At 42.8% G+C, this 17,746-nt stretch carries 16 protein-coding genes and 2 pseudogenes; 14 read left to right on the top strand and 4 right to left on the bottom strand.

What is annotated here, in order from left to right; genetic code table 11:
• The first annotated feature begins 107 nt into the window (after positions 1-107).
• Positions 108-1,475 carry an MFS transporter gene (locus AC5JQI_RS03905; protein WP_493913805.1) on the top strand — a complete coding sequence of 456 codons (1,368 nt, stop codon included), beginning with the start codon at positions 108-110 and terminating at the stop codon, positions 1,473-1,475.
• Positions 1,476-1,697: 222 nt separating this feature from the next.
• Here AC5JQI_RS03905 and AC5JQI_RS03900 read toward each other — a convergent pair whose 3' ends face one another.
• The gene (locus AC5JQI_RS03900) at positions 1,698-2,189 is read right to left on the bottom strand and encodes a YajQ family cyclic di-GMP-binding protein (protein ID WP_323853254.1); all 492 of its coding nucleotides are present in this window, start codon (positions 2,187-2,189) and stop codon (positions 1,698-1,700) included.
• A gap of 172 nt (positions 2,190-2,361) precedes the next feature.
• Between AC5JQI_RS03900 and panE the strand changes: the two genes are divergently transcribed.
• Both panE and yajL read left to right on the top strand, forming a co-directional pair.
• A complete protein-coding gene (gene panE, locus AC5JQI_RS03895; protein WP_493913804.1) occupies positions 2,362-3,273 on the top strand; it encodes a 2-dehydropantoate 2-reductase in 912 nt (303 codons plus the stop codon).
• Positions 3,236-3,832 (top strand): protein deglycase YajL, encoded by a 597-nt coding sequence (gene yajL / locus AC5JQI_RS03890; RefSeq protein WP_493913803.1) that lies wholly within the window; start codon positions 3,236-3,238, stop codon positions 3,830-3,832. The genes panE and yajL overlap by 38 nt, the downstream gene beginning before the upstream one ends.
• Before the next feature lie 54 nt (positions 3,833-3,886).
• Here yajL and thiI read toward each other — a convergent pair whose 3' ends face one another.
• Positions 3,887-5,335: a tRNA uracil 4-sulfurtransferase ThiI gene (thiI, locus tag AC5JQI_RS03885; protein ID WP_493913802.1), complete on the bottom strand. Its 1,449-nt coding sequence runs from the start codon at positions 5,333-5,335 to the stop codon at positions 3,887-3,889.
• Between the two features lie 242 nt (positions 5,336-5,577).
• Here thiI and xseB point away from each other — a divergent pair, with 242 nt between their 5' ends.
• The 6 genes and pseudogenes from xseB (at position 5,578) to AC5JQI_RS03855 (ending at position 11,867) form a co-directional block, all read left to right on the top strand.
• Positions 5,578-5,835, top strand: a complete 258-nt coding sequence (gene xseB, locus AC5JQI_RS03880; RefSeq protein WP_493913801.1) for an exodeoxyribonuclease VII small subunit — start codon at positions 5,578-5,580, stop codon at positions 5,833-5,835.
• 4 nt (positions 5,836-5,839) lie between these two features.
• The gene (gene ispA, locus AC5JQI_RS03875) at positions 5,840-6,757 is read left to right on the top strand and encodes a (2E,6E)-farnesyl diphosphate synthase (protein ID WP_493913800.1); all 918 of its coding nucleotides are present in this window, start codon (positions 5,840-5,842) and stop codon (positions 6,755-6,757) included.
• A gap of 242 nt (positions 6,758-6,999) precedes the next feature.
• A complete protein-coding gene (gene dxs / locus AC5JQI_RS03870) occupies positions 7,000-8,865 on the top strand; it encodes a 1-deoxy-D-xylulose-5-phosphate synthase (protein WP_493913799.1) in 1,866 nt (621 codons plus the stop codon).
• A 228-nt stretch (positions 8,866-9,093) separates the two neighbouring features.
• Positions 9,094-9,897 carry a KamA family radical SAM protein gene (locus tag AC5JQI_RS03865; protein WP_493913798.1) on the top strand — a complete coding sequence of 268 codons (804 nt, stop codon included), beginning with the start codon at positions 9,094-9,096 and terminating at the stop codon, positions 9,895-9,897.
• A 12-nt stretch (positions 9,898-9,909) separates the two neighbouring features.
• A pseudogene (locus AC5JQI_RS03860) lies at positions 9,910-10,635 on the top strand (2OG-Fe dioxygenase family protein).
• A 5-nt stretch (positions 10,636-10,640) separates the two neighbouring features.
• Positions 10,641-11,867, top strand: a complete 1,227-nt coding sequence (locus AC5JQI_RS03855; protein WP_493913797.1) for an MFS transporter — start codon at positions 10,641-10,643, stop codon at positions 11,865-11,867.
• Positions 11,868-12,027: 160 nt separating this feature from the next.
• Here the strand turns inward: AC5JQI_RS03855 and AC5JQI_RS03850 are convergent.
• Positions 12,028-12,147 (bottom strand): annotated as a pseudogene (locus tag AC5JQI_RS03850) (transposase); the annotation flags it as partial.
• Between the two features lie 147 nt (positions 12,148-12,294).
• On the opposite strand from AC5JQI_RS03850, the gene sra reads away from it, so the two are divergent.
• Positions 12,295-12,531, top strand: coding sequence for a stationary-phase-induced ribosome-associated protein (sra, locus tag AC5JQI_RS03845; protein ID WP_493913796.1), 237 nt, complete (start codon positions 12,295-12,297; stop codon positions 12,529-12,531).
• A 135-nt stretch (positions 12,532-12,666) separates the two neighbouring features.
• Here sra and cysS read toward each other — a convergent pair whose 3' ends face one another.
• Entirely contained in the window at positions 12,667-14,049 is a 1,383-nt protein-coding gene (gene cysS, locus AC5JQI_RS03840) for a cysteine--tRNA ligase (RefSeq protein ID WP_493913795.1), read from the bottom strand.
• Positions 14,050-14,379: 330 nt separating this feature from the next.
• On the opposite strand from cysS, the gene ppiB reads away from it, so the two are divergent.
• The 4 genes from ppiB to purK all read left to right on the top strand — a co-directional run bounded on the left by ppiB (position 14,380) and on the right by purK (position 17,382).
• Positions 14,380-14,874 (top strand): peptidylprolyl isomerase B, encoded by a 495-nt coding sequence (gene ppiB, locus AC5JQI_RS03835; RefSeq protein ID WP_323853242.1) that lies wholly within the window; start codon positions 14,380-14,382, stop codon positions 14,872-14,874.
• An 18-nt stretch (positions 14,875-14,892) separates the two neighbouring features.
• Positions 14,893-15,615: a UDP-2,3-diacylglucosamine diphosphatase gene (gene lpxH, locus AC5JQI_RS03830; protein ID WP_493913794.1), complete on the top strand. Its 723-nt coding sequence runs from the start codon at positions 14,893-14,895 to the stop codon at positions 15,613-15,615.
• A gap of 163 nt (positions 15,616-15,778) precedes the next feature.
• Positions 15,779-16,318: a 5-(carboxyamino)imidazole ribonucleotide mutase gene (gene purE / locus AC5JQI_RS03825; protein ID WP_493914599.1), complete on the top strand. Its 540-nt coding sequence runs from the start codon at positions 15,779-15,781 to the stop codon at positions 16,316-16,318.
• Positions 16,315-17,382, top strand: coding sequence for a 5-(carboxyamino)imidazole ribonucleotide synthase (gene purK / locus AC5JQI_RS03820; RefSeq protein WP_493913793.1), 1,068 nt, complete (start codon positions 16,315-16,317; stop codon positions 17,380-17,382). The genes purE and purK overlap by 4 nt, the downstream gene beginning before the upstream one ends.
• The last annotated feature ends 364 nt before the right edge of the window (positions 17,383-17,746 follow it).

The following is a 17,746-nucleotide window of genomic DNA, read 5'->3' as shown; positions in this document are numbered from 1 at the left end:
CTTTTCCTTTCCTTTATCTCTATTCAATGACAACTGACAGTTACATACATATTTTTTTGTTTGTTGCCATCTAAGTTAAATGTCATATCAGATTTTTTGAGGTATCCATGAACGATAATAAAATGACTCCGCTTGAACTTCGAGCGACATGGGGATTAGGTTCTGTTTTCTCTCTGCGCATGTTAGGCATGTTCATGGTCTTACCTGTTTTGACGACCTATGGCTTAGAATTACATGGGGCAACTGAAGCACTGATAGGCATTGCCATTGGTATCTACGGCCTGACACAGGCAATTTTTCAAATTCCATTTGGACTTCTTTCAGACAAAATTGGCCGTAAGCCTTTAATCATCGGTGGGCTGTTCATTTTTGTATTAGGCAGTATTATTGCCGCATTAAGTGACTCTATCTGGGGTATTATCATCGGACGCGCCCTACAGGGCACAGGGGCAATATCTGCTGCAATCATGGCATTGCTTTCTGACCTAACCCGGGAACAAAACCGAACAAAAGCCATGGCATTTATCGGCATTAGCTTTGGCATAACATTTGCTTTTGCTATCGTTGTCGGCCCGATTATCACTCATCAAATCGGCTTAAATGGGCTGTTTAGTGCAATCGCCGTGCTTGCTGGCTGTGGAATATTTATCACACTATTTGCCGTTCCAAATACACATGAGCACTCGCTAAATCGCGAATCAGGGATTGCCCGAGGTAGTTTTAAACGAGTACTCTCTGATCCTCAACTGTTAAAACTTAATTTTGGTATCCTTAGCTTACATACCTTATTGATGTCCAGCTTTGTTGCTCTGCCCCTCATCATGGGAAAAGCAGGTTTTCCAGCAGAACAACACTGGAAAGTGTATTTGGTCACCACGCTTATCTCCTTCGTTGCTGTTTTACCTTTCATTATCTATGCAGAAGTAAAACGTCGAATGAAGCAGGTATTTGTACTTTGCATTGGTATGTTGTTTATTGCTGAAGTTGTTTTATGGTCGCAGAGATCACATCTTTGGGGGATTTTTGTGGGCATTCAAATTTTCTTCCTTGCGTTTAATATTATGGAAGCCATATTACCTTCACTTATCAGCAAAGAAGCACCTGCCGGCTATAAAGGTACAGCAATGGGGGTTTATTCCACTAGCCAATTCCTTGGTGTCGCTTTGGGCGGCACTCTTGGTGGAATGTTGTATGAACTGCAAGGAGCGTCACTGGTATTTATGGGAGGCATTGCACTGACCGCATTTTGGTTCATTATCAGTCTCACATTGCGACAGCCTCCGTATGTCAGCAGCATCAGACTTATTTTACCCAATAAACTCAGCAACCCTGATATCTTAGAACACAATATATTGGCACAGGCTGGTGTAAAAGATATTGTCATCGTTCCAGAAGAGCTTAGTGCTTATATCAAAGTCGATACAAAACTGACTAATCGAGAGCAATTAGAACAGCTTGTTTTGTCCCATAAATAATTAGCTGTGTTTGTAACGAAGCAAAATTTTCACTGAAAAGGTACGGTGTAGAATAATCAGTATTAAACACCGTACTCTTCCAGCACTCGTGCGGTGCCGCGAGAGAGGGGTTTAAAAAACCTCCCCCACTGAATAAATTCACAATTTCTTATTGCTCTTCAATAAATAAGCACAAAAATTGTCTCAATCAACCAACCAAAAAAATCTGCCTATGACGGCAAGTTAGTCGCGGAAGTTAGTGAATTGGAAAGGTTGGCCTAATTCAGCACCACGAACCAATGCGATGACACCTTGCAGATCATCGCGAGCTTTACCTGTTACCCGAACTTGCTCGCCCTGAATCTGAGCCTGCACTTTCAGCTTACTGTCTTTAATCAGCTTCACAATCTTCTTCGCCAGCGGTGTATCAATGCCTTGCAACAAGGAGGCTTCTACACTGTATGTTTTGCCGCTGTGAACCATATTTTCAGGAATGTTGAGCACAGAACCATCAATTCCGCGCTTAGAAAATTTTTCACGCAGAATATCAATTAATTGATTCACCTGAAAATCAGATTCACTTGCAATTTTGACTGATTCGCTCTTTTCGTTTAATTCAAAACTCGCATTGACATTGCGGAAATCCCAACGATTGGTTAATTCCCTTTGTGCGTTCTCTACCGCGTTACGCACTTCCTGCATATCAACTTCTGAAACAATATCAAATGATGGCATTGCCCGTCACCTCCTGCTAATCAACAAATCGGCATGATAACCGCTTTCCATTATCGGCAAAAGCTCTATACTCGGGAGGCTTGCGATCTTTTAGAATTTATTCTGTTTTGGGGTCATTTAGCATGAAATTACGATTCGAGGCTTCCATAAAAGTGCTCCTCGAGGAAGAAATATGAAAATAACTGTTCTTGGTTGTGGCTCTATAGGCAAACTGTGGCTTGCCGCTTTATCTAAGCAAAAACACGACGTACAAGCATGGCTAAGAGTTCCACAACCATTTATTTCCATTCAGATCGAAAACGCCAACGGGGAGATTTTTCATGAGAAATTTCCGGCCAATAACGAACGACATCTTGCTGAAAGTGAGTTACTCTTGGTTTGTTTAAAATCATGGCGAGTTTCTGACGCTATTAATAACCTTGCCAGCAAGCTTTCTCCTCATTGCCCAATCTTGTTATTACATAATGGAATGGGTTCACAAGAAGAACTTTTGCCTTTACCCAATCCCATTTTACTGGGCGTGACTACTCATGGGGCCTATCAGAAAAATGGCATTGTTTATCACAAATCACAAGGTATCACTCACATTGGTTCAATGACCAATAGTTCAAATAAACTCAGTGAGTTGGCTAATATCATGCATCACTCTCTACCCGATGTGGCCTGGCATAATGAAATATACACCATCTGTTGGATGAAACTTGCCGTCAACTGTGTCATTAATCCACTCACAGTCATGTATGATTGCAAAAATGGTGAGTTACAGTATCACCGAGCACAAATTCAGTTATTGTGTTATGAAATCCAACAAGTTATGGAGCACGATGATATCCATACGACTAAACAGACACTCATCGATCACGTCATGAATGTGATTGAACAAACATCAGAAAACTACTCATCCATGCTGCAAGATATACGATCACAGCGGCACACAGAAATAGACTACATTACCGGTTTTTTACTGCGTCGAGCACGTATACACGGCCTTCAAATTGCAGAAAATACAGCTATTTATCATTACATTAAGCGTAAGGAGGAAGAATATGAGCGTATCATCACTCATTTGTCTGGCACACGGTAGTGAAGAAACTGAAGCAGTCACGACTATTGATTTACTTGTTCGAGCCGGAATTAATGTCACTGTCGCCAGTACCGAAACAGATGGTTCCCTCATATTAACCTGCTCACGCGGTGTCAAAATCATGGCTGATGTACCTTTGGTTAACGTGGTTGACGAAGATTTCGATGCCATTATCCTTCCCGGAGGGATAAAAGGTGCAGAATGTTTTCGTGACAGCTTATTAGTAGTAGAAAAAATTCGAATCGCACAAAGTCAGGGAAAAATCATTGCCGCAATCTGTGCATCTCCAGCCATTGTGCTAGAACATCATCAACTTTTCCCCGTCGGGAACATGACTGGCTATCCCGGTATGAAGGATAAAATTGCGCCCGAAAAGTGGATTGATAAACGGGTTTACTTCGATGAAAGAGTTAATTTGCTGACCAGCCAAGGGCCTGCAACTGCTTTTGACTTTGCCTTGAAGCTGATTGAATTATTGAAAGGAAAAGAGAAAGCTGCGGAAGTTGCAGCTCAACTCATATTGCCGCTTGGTGTTAATAATTACCAAAACCTTCAGTAATCATATCGGGTTACTTATATACCCAATAAGCAACCCGATATCTTTAACGACAAATTAAGGCCGATATACCTTCACATTTTCAAAACCTTGTTCACGCAGGTATAGTGCCTGTAAACGGCTCATCATACCTCGCTCGCAATAAAGCAAATACGTTTTCTCTTTTGGCAGATCACCAAACTGAGTGCTCAGTTTATAGAAAGGCAATGATTGGACTTCAACCCCTCCCATACTTAACGGGCGTTCATCCTGTTCATCAGGAGAACGAATATCCAGTAGCACATCATCAGTAGAAAATTCCGTTACCATTTCTACTTCAACAACCTGCTCGCTGCTCTGTTCCGCTATCTGACGAATATCCAGATTCTGAGCTTCACTTATCACCCGCTCTAAGATTTCTAAATCAAAATTATCTTCTTCCGCTTCAATTTTAGCCTTAACGGCTTTCACTGTCGGACTTTTTGAGATCACACCACAAAACTCCGGCATGGTACGAGCGAAATCTTCCGTGCCAATCTCACGAGCCAATTTAATAATGTGCTCTTTATCATGAGAAATCAGAGGACGAAGAATCAACGTATCTGAGGCATTATCAATCAGCCTTAAATTCGTCAAAGTCTGGCTGGAAACCTGCCCTAATGCCTCACCAGTGACAATTGCCTGCACACCGTAGCGCTCTGCAATTTTAGATGCCGCTCTGACCATCATTCTTTTCAGCACGACCCCCATTTGGCCGTCATCCACTTTTTCCAGAATTTCGGCCACAACCGGCTCAAAATTGACGGCAACAAAGCGGACTTTATGTGAACTACCAAAGCGGTTCCACAAATAATGGGCAACCTGTTTCACACCAATCTCATGGGCTGAGCCACCAAGATTGAAGAAACAATAGTGCACCCGGCAACCACGGCGCATCAGCATATAGCTGGAAACGCCGGAGTCAAAGCCACCAGAGATCAGAGACAGTACATCTTCCTGTGTACCAATTGGGAAACCGCCGATCCCTTCATGGCGAGCTTTAACCAGAATCAATGTGTCCTGATCAATCTCCAGATTCACAGTCACATCAGGGTGAGTCAGTTTCACCTTAGCAGATTCAATATGTTGATTCAGCCCGCCGCCGACATAACGTTCGACTTCATTAGAGGTAAAACTGTGTTTGCCACGACGCTTTGCGCGGACACAAAACGTTTTGCCGTGCAATAAATGGCCATATGTTTCATAAGCTTGTTCAAAGATATGATGCAAGTCACGAAAATTTCGTTCTTCCACTTGCAGGATATGGTGAATACCTGGAATACGTGTCAGTGCGTCACAAATTTCCGCACCGAGGTTATCATTTTTAACCCGAACTTCGATATTATCCCAATGGCGAACAACAGCAATGCCCTCTCCAAATGTTTTCAGCACATTACGGATATTGCTGGCAAGAATTTTAATAAAGCGTAACCGGACAGTTTGGCTTTTGATCGTAATTTCTGGGAATAATTTAATGATAAACTTCATAGTAAGATATAGTAGTCATTCAATGTTGAACTATCACAAACAATATCAATGATTGTTCTTAAGTGTTCAGTTAGATTGGGCGCAGAGTATAACATTATCTCACTACATAACCTTAAGAAATATAGCTGTAAAAAAACAGCGGTAACGCATGATTTATTTTTCTTGGTGTAGTAGGGTACTCTACAATTCTGTAACGAACTTGCTTTGCTGTAATTCGTTAAATAACCATAAGTTAAGTCATTATGTCTAAAGCAAATCAAACATCAGAAACCGAACAGATTCCAACATTTGAAACCGCTCTGAAAGAGCTGGAAGAAATTGTTATTCGGCTGGAATCCGGGGAGCTTCCATTAGAAAATGCGTTAAATGAATTTGAACGCGGTATTCAACTTGTAAGACAAGGGCAGAAAACTCTCCAGCAGGCTGAGCAACGGGTGCAAATTTTATTGAATCATGATGCACAATTGCCACTTGATGAATTTTCTTCCGATACTGAGTAAATTTATGTCCGTACAATATCAGATCCCTTTTGAAGAACAATTAAAAGATTGCCAGCAACACGTCAATGACAAGTTGCTGGCAATCTTTTCTTCATTACCTTTTTTGAACAGCCCATTAGGCATCGCTATGCAATATGGTGCTGTATTGGGTGGAAAACGGCTGCGTCCATTCTTGGTTTACAGCGTGGGCGAGATGTTCGGATACGGCAAAAAGAGTCTTGATGCCGCTGCCCTCGCGATAGAATGTATCCATGCTTATTCTCTTATCCATGATGATTTACCCGCTATGGATAATGATGACTTACGTCGTGGTCAGCCTGCCTGTCATATCAAATTTGGTGAAAGCCAGGCTATTTTGGCGGGCGATGCATTACAGTCATTGGCCTTTGAAATTCTGTCCAAGCAAGAGATGCCAGATGTTGCCTTATCTGATCGTCTGGAAATGATCGCAGAACTGGCAAACGCCAGCGGTTTTGCCGGCATGTGCGGGGGGCAATCACTGGATCTGGAAGCTGAAGGTAAACAAATCGACTTATCCTCACTGGAACAAATTCACAGACATAAAACGGGCGCATTAATACGTGCTGCTGTCCGGCTGGGAGCTTATAGCGCAGGACACCGTGGTCGTGAAGTACTGCCTTTGCTGGATCAATATGCCCAAGCTATTGGCCTGGCATTTCAGGTACACGATGATATTTTGGATGTCATTGGTAATACAGAGGTGATTGGCAAGCGTCAGGGTAATGACCAGCAACTCGGTAAAAGCACCTATCCTGCCTTGTTGGGTCTGGAACAAGCCCAGCAAAAAACCCGAGATCTGTATGAAGAAGCCATAGCCGCACTTGCTGAGCTGGAAAAACAGTCATATAACACCACAAGCTTAAAGAAACTGGCTAACTTTATCATTGAAAGAAATAACTAAGATATGGGTCATATTAATTACTCATTTAATATGACCCACAAATTATACATAAACATAATAATCACAAAAACGCCTTACGGGGTGAACCCAGCAATTACACACGGATAACATACCCAATGGATTTCAAGAAAGCTGTAATTTGAAGATGACGGGTGTAACAGGGTTCTTAATATTAAACTTCTAACGGGTATACCCAATAGATTCCAAGTTGAAGGGTATATAGCATTTTATACAGGCATAGCATGAGCATTGATATAGCGAAATATCCAACATTGGCTTTGGCTGAAACTCCAGAAGAGCTTCGCCTGCTACCCAAAGACACTTTGCCAAAGTTATGCGATGAACTGCGTCAATTTTTGCTAAATAGTGTCAGTCGTTCCAGTGGCCACTTTGCTTCCGGCCTTGGCTCTATAGAATTAACCGTCGCACTCCACTATGTTTATAAAACACCCTTTGACAATTTAGTTTGGGATGTTGGTCATCAGGCCTATCCACATAAAATTTTGACAGGGCGCCGTGATCGCATTGATACCATTCGCCAAAAAAATGGTCTGCATCCTTTTCCGTGGCGCGAGGAAAGCGAATATGACACTTTATGTGTCGGTCATTCATCCACCTCAATCAGCGCAGGTCTGGGTATGGCAATCGCGGCAAAACACGAAGACAAAGGACGCAAAACAGTTTGTGTTATTGGGGATGGTGCCATCACAGCTGGAATGGCGTTTGAAGCCATGAACCATGCGGGAGATATCGATCCTGATATGCTGGTTATTCTCAATGACAATGAAATGTCCATTTCTGAAAATGTCGGGGCATTGAACAACCATCTGGCACAACTGCTGTCAGGAAAACTGTATACAACCCTGCGTGAAAGTGGCAAAAAAGTCTTTTCCAATCTGCCTCCTATCAAAGAATTGCTGAAGAAAACCGAAGAACATCTCAAAGGCATGGTTGTACCGGGAACTCTGTTTGAAGAACTTGGCTTTAACTATATCGGGCCTGTTGATGGTCATGATGTACTCGCCCTGACCCAGACCCTGAAAAATATGCGTGATCTGAAAGGACCGCAATTCCTGCATATAATGACCAAAAAAGGCCGTGGTTATGCGCCTGCGGAAAAAGATCCCATTAGTTGGCATGCAGTACCAAAATTCGATCCTGCTACTGGCTCCCTGCCTAAAAGCGCAGATACTCGCCCGACATTTTCCAAGATCTTCGGTGACTGGCTGTGTGAAGAAGCAGATCAGGATAAAAAACTGATGGCAATCACCCCAGCCATGCGAGAAGGTTCCGGCATGGTGCGTTTCTCCCGCGAATATCCTGAACAATATTTTGATGTTGCAATTGCTGAACAACATGCTGTTACCTTTGCTGCAGGTTTGGCTATCGGTGGCTACAAGCCGATTGTCGCCATCTATTCCACCTTCCTGCAACGTGCTTATGATCAGGTGATCCACGATATCGCCATCCAAAACCTGCCTGTATTGTTTGCCATTGACCGTGGCGGCATTGTTGGTGCAGATGGGCAGACCCACCAAGGCGCATTTGATCTCTCATTCCTGCGTTGTATCCCGAATATGGTGGTCATGGCTCCCAGCGATGAAAATGAATGTCGCCAAATGCTGCATACAGGGCATCACTATCAAGAAGGCCCGGCTGCCGTTCGTTATCCTCGCGGCACAGGAACAGGCGCTGAATTCCAGCCGTTGGAGGCATTACCCATTGGCAAAGGCATAACCCGCCGTCAGGGAGAGCGCATTGCAATCCTGAACTTTGGTACATTGCTACCCTATGCACTGCAAGCAGCCGAAAATCTGAATGCAACTGTTGTCGATATGCGTTTTGTTAAACCGCTGGATAAAGAACTGACGCTTGAGATGGCAGCCAGCCACAATTTACTGGTGACCCTGGAAGAAAACGCCATTATGGGCGGCGCGGGTAGTGGTGTTAACGAGCTTTTGATGCAGGAGAAACAGTCAGTTCCGGTATTAAATCTTGGTTTACCAGATTATTTTATCCCACAAGGAACACAACAAGAGCTGCACGCTGATTTAGGATTGGATGCAGCGGGCATTCAAAATAGCATCAAGAAGTATTTGGCTAAATAATCTCTAATATCGGATGAATGTTTCTATTAAATATTCATCCGTCTTTCTCCCCCATTTCAACATTTATCCCTGCCAAATTTTTCTATTCCAAATATCTTATTTGCCATATGTATCACACTGGATACTTTCAAAAAAACAGTCATTAATATCAACATTTGATATATCAATTTCGTAAATACCCTCCAACCTATCAAACTAAAAACATTAATTTGATTAAAAACAAATACGATGATAACCATAGTATTTAAATGGTTATTGGTTTATTTACGTACCGCCTGTGGTGGATGGAATGATGAAGTAACTCAACGTATTCAGAAAAATTTGCAGGGTCAGAAAATGCAAATCACGCCCTACTATCTCAGCAGAATTCTAGCCACCAGCCAATCTGACGATATCACGATAAATCCACTCTGGCGGCAAGTGGTTCCATTCTGGAATGAAGAAAAACTCAATGGCTATGATGGTGAATCCGAGAACTGGGAACTCAATGAAGAGATGAAAACCCCCATCTGCCAGCATAAATATGACAATCGCGTAATTTTGCGGATGGTGAATGCCTGTAACTCTTACTGTCAATTCTGCTTTGAAGCATTACGGACATTAAAGGTCGATTCAGGTAAATCAAATGCAGGTCGTAGTTCCTTTCAACAATCTCTCGACTACATCAAAAATACACCTTCGGTGGAAGAAGTGATCTTAAGCGGCGGCGATCCCTTGATGCTGACAGATAACAAATTAGATGAATCGTTAGCCGCTATCAGGGAAATAAGAGAAGACTTGCTAATCCGCGTTCATTCCCGAGCACTGACATTTAATCCATACCGTATTACCGATGCCCTCATAGAGACATTAAAAAAGCATCACATCAATGCCTTTGGCGTCCATATCTGTCATCCACTTGAGCTAAGTGAAGAATTTCAAGCTGCCGTGCGCCGTATCCAAAGTGTTGTACCAATCGTATTTTCCAATATGCCCTTCCTGCGCGGTATCAATGATAGTGAAGAGACTCTCCATATCGTCCCTATTCCATAAGGTAACCAGAATATGCAAATTGCAGATATATCGGCACGTTTGATGAATGAGCATTATTGCCACATTCCTCATTTCAGCGAATTGATTTCCTTTGCTCCAAAGGCGATGAAAACGTTCAAAGATCATTGGAATAATCTGGCCTTAGACCAAAACTTTAAAGACTATACTCATAGGGAAAGGCGTATCCTGCGCTATTATTATCATCCTGCTCAAAAAAATCCGCTTCAACTCAATCGGGACACTGAATATCGCTCATCCATCACCTATGATATTGAATATAAACAAGGAGTTAATCAACTCAGTTATGCTGAAGAGGAATTCATCACTGATCCCATCATGCAGCACATACTTGCAACAGACATTACGATTTTAGGTGATCAATTAACGAGGGAAAACCTCTACGCAATTGATATTCACCAATTTCGCGTAAAAGCATAGGCCGGTAACGAAAGTCCGACAACCTCCGGTATTCACCAAGACGGTCAGGATTGGATCTTTATGCACTTTATCCAAAGCCACAATACCGAACCGGTGATTTCCGAAGTTCACGCAACAGAATATGAAGCTCCGCCCTTGTTACACTGCGCTATGGGACACTTTCTTGAAACACTCGCAATAAACGATAAACAACTTTATCATCAAGCAAGCAATGTTCGGCAAATATCTCCTACAAACGCGGCTTTTCGGGATCTATTGCTGGTGACCTTCCGGCAGCTTCCTGAACAACAAGAGAGCTAATAATAATGTCAAGCCAGGAAAATAGTTTGAATTTGCGTTGGTCTGGTCTTAATGCCTTATTTATCGTCAGTGCCCGATTCGTCTCCGATTTTGGCGCATTCCTGAATATGGTGGCGCTCTCCACCTATGTATATCTGCTCAGTAACAGCGTCATGCACGTCAGTATTTTTCTTGCCTGTCGTGTTGCGGGCGGCATTATTGCCAGTTTGATCGGAACCCCATTTTTCAGACGATTTGCGGGAAGATGGCCGCTGGTCTTTTTTGATCTCGTGCGCGTCATTTTACTATCCCTGTTATTGGTGATCCCTGTTTCGCAACAATTACCGATCTTACCAGTGATCGCCTTCGGGATTGGCTTAGGCAACTCCATGTTCGCTATCGGACTAAACAGCCAACTACCCTACTGGGTACATGCTTCCCAACGTATTTCAACAAACTCCTGGCTAACCTCCGTTGCTGCAACGGAGGCCGTATTTGGCAGTCTGGTTTCAGGGTTACTGGTCGCAAGCAGCGGTTATGAAATAGTATTTATCGTCAATATTATCACTTACCTGCTGGCTGCGATCCTGATTATGCCCCTGCGTTTCCTTTCCTTACCGGAGAGGAAAAACTCAAGAGAACTTGGTAATGAATGGAGAAATTTACGCCAAGGTTTACGTAGTGTGCCAATGCTGGCAGGAATGCTGTTCCTCAGTCTGGCTGATACACTGGGCAGCGCCGCCCATAACGTGGGTTTCCCCATTATCTCAAAACTCCTTACCCCCGATAACGCCAGTACCACAATGGGATTATTACTGGCGACATGGGCGATAGGGAAATTCAGTGGCGCGCGATTAGCGAGCTATTTACTGCGTAGCCGCGATCTACTAAAAATGGAGAAACTTTTCTTTATCGGCGTTGCCCTGATGTCGACAGGATTTATCCTTACCTTCCAGCAAAGCAGCATATTCTGGTTGCTACTATTTGCCATCTGGGCAGGAATTGGAGATGGAATTGCAGAGGTCAGCCTGATATCCCGAGCGCAAAGCGAACCGGAAAGTTTACGCCTGCCGATTTTCAGCTTGCTGACATTATTACAAATGACTGGCTTTGGAATAGGAATGCTACTGGTCGCACCATTCTACGTCTGGCTGCCACCTTCCATAGTAATCCTGATATTCCACGGCTTGCCACTGACAGTATTGGTACTGACTTTATTGTGGATGCGACGAGTTACTGCAAACAAAGTTTAAAGGTTGAAAGTTGAATAATCAGCACCGAAACCTTCTTTAGCATATCTGGTATGCCTAATAAAAATCCCCCTTCATAGAAGGGGTCATTGATCTCTCCCCAAAGGGACGCTATGGGTTCAGACTTTCACATCCCTTTCAGCAATAATTGGTTGTCATCATGTTATTGTTTATATTTATATTTATATTTCACAGACTTTCTTATTATCTCTTCATTTATACCTACGGTATCCACACCGTACCCTCTCGACCAAAAGTGATTTCTCCATAATTTCTTTTTTCTCGATTTCAGAAAATCAATTTATCTGGTTTCATCCTCAGGATATGTGACACTGACGATATATTAATAAATAAGCATGGCTGAAATGTTTTGGTTTTCTAATAAATTGCTATACTCAGAAGATTACGTACAACTGAAACGGAGTTAATTATGTTAAGTAATAGAGCTGCAAGAAGGTTGTTGGGTTTGTCTTATAAAGTCAGTAACTCTAAACGCAGAGTAAAAATTTCTCTTCTTAATCCTGCTTCCAGTGATAGCACAGATCAACTACCTGAACATTTAATCAATTCTTCTTTTGTTGCCATGAAACGAGATAAAACGTCAGGGAAAACTACGTATCACACTGGAAGTGCTTTTTATCCTGCATATCTGAATGCTCATCGATAAATCTGCCTATTTTTATTCCGTCCACGTATTACAACTAAAAATATCACTGTAAAAACGTAAACGCGATAAAAGCTGAACCGCCCATATCAAGGGCGGTTCAAGGGGTATTTCAAATTTCAGCTAATAAACAATCAGTCATTTGCGACGCCATGTTGTTCCCTGTGGGCCGTCTTCCAGTTCTATTCCCATTTCATTTAACTGGTCACGCGCCACATCTGCCAATGCCCACTCTTTATTTTTACGAGCATCATTACGCTGTTTGATCAGCGCTTCAATTTGAGCAATATCATCGTCCGCTTGTGCCCCACCCTGCAAGAAGTGTTCTGGCTTTTGTTCCAAAAGGCCAAGAACTCCCGACAGCTTACGCAGTTCAGCCGCCAGACCATTTGCCGCAGCCATACTTTCTGTCTTCAATCGGTTGATTTCACGAGCCATATCAAACAGGACTGAATATGCTTCCGGCGTGTTGAAATCATCATTCATTGCTTCAATGAAACGCGCTTCAAACGTTTTTCCACCAGCAGGCTGAACCGTTATATCTGTACCACGCAGGGAGGTATAGAGACGCTCAAGGGCAGTACGTGCCTGTTTCAGGTTCTCTTCCGTGTAGTTCAACTGGCTGCGATAGTGGCCGGACAGTAAGAAGTAACGCACCGTTTCAGCATCGTAATATTTCAGCACGTCACGGATAGTAAAAAAGTTATTCAATGATTTGGACATTTTCTCTCTATCCACCATGACCATGCCAGAATGCATCCAGTAATTGACGTAAGGGCCGTCATGAGCACAAGTAGACTGCGCTATTTCATTTTCATGATGCGGGAACATCAAATCAGAACCACCACCGTGGATATCAAAATGGTGACCAAGCGCCTTACCGTTCATGGCAGAACATTCAATATGCCAACCCGGGCGGCCTGCACCCCACGGAGATTCCCAGCTAGGTTCACCCGGCTTGGACATTTTCCACAATACGAAATCCATTGGGTTACGTTTTACATCTGCGATTTCAACACGTGCCCCAGCTTGTAATTGTTCTAAATCCTGACGGGAAAGCAGGCCGTAAACAGGATTGGTATCAATGGAAAACATCACATCGCCATTAGTGGCAATATAAGCATGTCTGCGCTTAACCAGCTCTTCGGTGATCTCAATAATTTCGGATATATGATGTGTCGCACGAGGTTCTGAATCTGGACGCAAGATATTCAGCGCATCAAAGTCATTGTGCATTTCTGCCAACATGCGTGTGGTCAAATCGTCGCAGCTTTCATTGTTTTCAATTGCACGCTTGATAATTTTGTCATCTACGTCAGTAACGTTACGAACATAGGTCAGATCGTACCCCAAGTAACGCAGATAACGGGTAATCACGTCAAATGCAACAAACGTTCTACCGTGACCAATATGACACAAGTCATAAATGGTGATGCCACACACGTACATGCCCACTTTTCCTTCATGGATCGGCTTAAATTCTTCTTTTTGGCGGCTGAGAGTATTGAAAATTTTTAGCATCAGTGGGTTTTCCGTAAAAATTGATGTACGTGTAATAAAATCAAATGAATTTGCTGATTATGGGCTTCTTTATCAGCGATATAAATTATACCCGTCGTCTTCGAGTTGCAGCTTTGTTGACCGCAATTTGAACCCCATGGGAGATAAACTAAGATATTAAAATCAGATAAGGTATTTCACCTTGATATGCAATACATTGCAAGTACCGTAAGCCAGCCCTTACCTGATACTGTTTCGAATACTGACTCACTATCTCAGATATGATATAACAACGTTTCTCCGAACCCCTAAAATACAGGGTCAACCAAAACTATTATCAGGATTTCTATTATGGTGATTTTCCACACCAATTTTGGCGATATTGCAATCAAAACATTCGAAGAACAAGCACCTGTAACTGTTGAAAATTTCTTGAGTTATTGTTCCGAAGGTTTTTATGACAACACAATTTTCCACCGTATTATCAATGGATTCATGATTCAAGGCGGCGGCTTTGAGCCGGGCATGAAACAGAAAACAACTAACGCTCCTATCAAGAACGAAGCTAATAATGGTCTGAAAAACAGCCGCGGCACTCTCGCAATGGCTCGTACTAATGATCCACACTCTGCAACTGCCCAATTCTTCATCAACGTCGTAGATAACGATTTTCTGAACTTCCGTTCAGAGCGTCCAGACGGCTGGGGTTACTGCGTATTTGCTGAAGTCGTTGAAGGCATGGATGTGGTTGATAAAATCAAAGCTGTTTCTACTGGTCGCAGCGGTATGCACCAAGATGTCCCACATGAAGATGTGATCATTGAACGTGTGACTGTCAGTGAATAACTGAGAGTTAATCGTTAGATGAGTACACTGTTTATTGCAGATTTGCATCTCAGTGAGCAAGAGCCGGCAATTACTGCCGGTTTTCTGCGTTTTTTACGTGAAGATGCGATTCAGGCTGAAAGTCTTTATATTCTCGGTGATTTTTTCGATTACTGGATTGGTGATGATGATCCCAACCCACTACACACCAAAATCGCGCAAGCACTCCATGAATTGAAGCTAAAAGGTATCTCCTGTTATTTTATTCATGGTAATCGAGACTTCCTGCTTGGGTCCCGCTTTGCCAGAGAAAGTGGTTTGATCTTGCTGCCACAGGAAAAAGTGCTCAAATTGTATGGCAAACGGGTTCTGATCCTGCATGGCGATACACTATGCACAGATGATATCGGTTATCAACAGTATCGTAAACGGGTACATACTCCGTGGATTCAACGGTTATTTTTACTTCTGCCTTTATTTATCCGATTAAAAATCGCTGCCAAAATGCGTGTGGGTAGCCAATACGCCAATACCCGGAAATCCGAAGCCATTATGGATGTCAATCAACAAGCGGTTATCGAATACTTCAAACAATATCAAACAGATTGGATGATTCACGGTCATACCCATCGCGCGGCAATCCATGATATTAAAATGGGTGACAAAACCGTACATCGCGGTGTATTAGGCGCATGGCATGACCAAGGTTCAATGTTCAAGGTGACAGAAACTTCCATTGAATTGATATATTTTCCTTTTTAATCCCTCTTAATTTTTTGGAAAAAATCGATAAAGTAAACAACGCAAACGTTTTCCTTATGAAGTCAGCGTGATATGATCCCCCTTCTTAACCACCATCTTTGTTCTGGTAGACACCCAATACAGGAGCATCTGATTTATGACGACCGGCTCTGATCCCGCAAAAATGACTTCTACGGCAGTGATCTCTTTTACAACAATACCAACGCAGCCACACGCCAAAATCGCCATTGTCATGGGTTCAAAAAGTGACTGGGCGACAATGCAACACGCAGCCGATATTTTGACCGCCCTGACGATCCCTTTTCATGTTGAAATTGTTTCAGCACACCGGACACCTGATAAACTTTTTCATTTTGCTGAACAAGCTAAAGAAAATGGTTTTGAGGTGATTATCGCAGGTGCAGGTGGCGCAGCACATTTACCGGGCATGCTGGCTGCCAAAACTTTAGTGCCTGTGTTTGGTGTTCCAGTGCAGAGTGCCGCACTGAGTGGGATTGATAGCCTATATTCGATTGTGCAAATGCCAAAGGGCATTCCGGTTGGTACGCTGGCTATCGGCAAGGCCGGCGCGGCAAATGCAGCACTGCTTGCAGCACAAGTGTTGGCTTTACATGATGATATGGTGTTTAAACGGTTGTCAGATTGGCGTCAGGCACAAACACAGGATGTTTTGGATAACCCCTATCCACGGGAGAACGCATGAAACCTGTTTGTGTATTGGGAAGTGGTCAGTTAGGCCGAATGTTACGCCAGGCAGGTGAACCATTGGGGATTACTGTGTATCCCGTTGGCTTGGACGCAGAACCGGAAGCCGTACCTTATCAGAGCAGCGTCATCACCGCAGAAATTGAACATTGGCCGGAAACGCCGCTAACTCGTGAATTAGCGCACCACAAGGCTTTTATCAATCGCGATATTTTTCCACAGCTGGCAGATCGCCTGCCACAAAAACAGATTATGGATACTCTGGGCTTGGCGACAGCGCCGTGGAAACTTCTTTCCGACCCAAGCCAATGGCCACAACTGTTTGCTGAATTAGGTGACTTTATCATCGTTAAACGTCGGACGGGCGGTTATGATGGGCGTGGTCAATGGCGTATTCGACCGGGTGATGAATCGGAATTATCCCCTGAAATTTACGGTGAATGTATCGCAGAACAAGGGATTCCGTTTTCTGGGGAGGTGTCGCTGGTTGGAGCCCGTAATGCCCAAGGTAAATCTGTATTTTATACATTAACCCACAATCTGCATCAGGAAGGAATTCTGCGTACCAGTGTTGCCTTACCCAACACAGATCAAAAATTACAGCGGCGGGCAGAAAAAATGCTATCCGCTATCATGGATCATTTGAATTATGTCGGCGTTATGGCGATGGAGTGTTTTATTGTTGGCGATGACTTGTTGATCAACGAGCTGGCACCGCGGGTTCACAATAGCGGCCACTGGACACAGAACGGAGCTTCAATTAGTCAATTTGAACTTCATTTACGGGCTATTTTAGATCTGCCTATGCCTCAGCCAGAAATCTTTTTGCCATCCATTATGGTTAATCTGATCGGTACAGAGATAAATCCAGCATGGCTGAATTTGCCGCTGGTTCATTTACATTGGTATGAAAAGGAAGTTCGTCCTGTACGTAAGGTTGGGCATCTGAATCTGGTTCATTCCGACAGGGATGTATTGAAAACGACTTTGGAAAGTTTGATCCCATTATTACCCGAAGAGTATCAAAGTGGGCTGAAATGGGTACAAAATAAATTAAGTTGAAGAAAACCGTAAGGAAGCGGTAACGCATTGAAATAGCTTACCGCTTACAACACTGGGTATATCAATAGTTTTTATTTTTTGATAATGCTCTGGAAAGAGTATCCACAATTGTTCTTGTTGTTTGATCTATTTCATAATTAAGGAAATCACCTATCGTGATTTTACTGAATAAGCTTCACCTGTTGTGGTGAAATTCACCACTTCATTAATACCTGCTACATGTCCATAGATAATTGATATGTAACATCATGCTAAAGGTAAAATATATAATCTCATCTTCTAAAAATTATTCATTTTATTTTTAATAAGACTCTTATATTAATATCAGCATCTTATTATATTATTTTTTAAATAATAAGAATCT

The organism is Xenorhabdus sp. XBWT, assembly GCF_059072735.1.
Note: the sequence above shows the minus strand (reverse complement) of the source record. Positions and strands in the feature narration are given on the sequence as shown.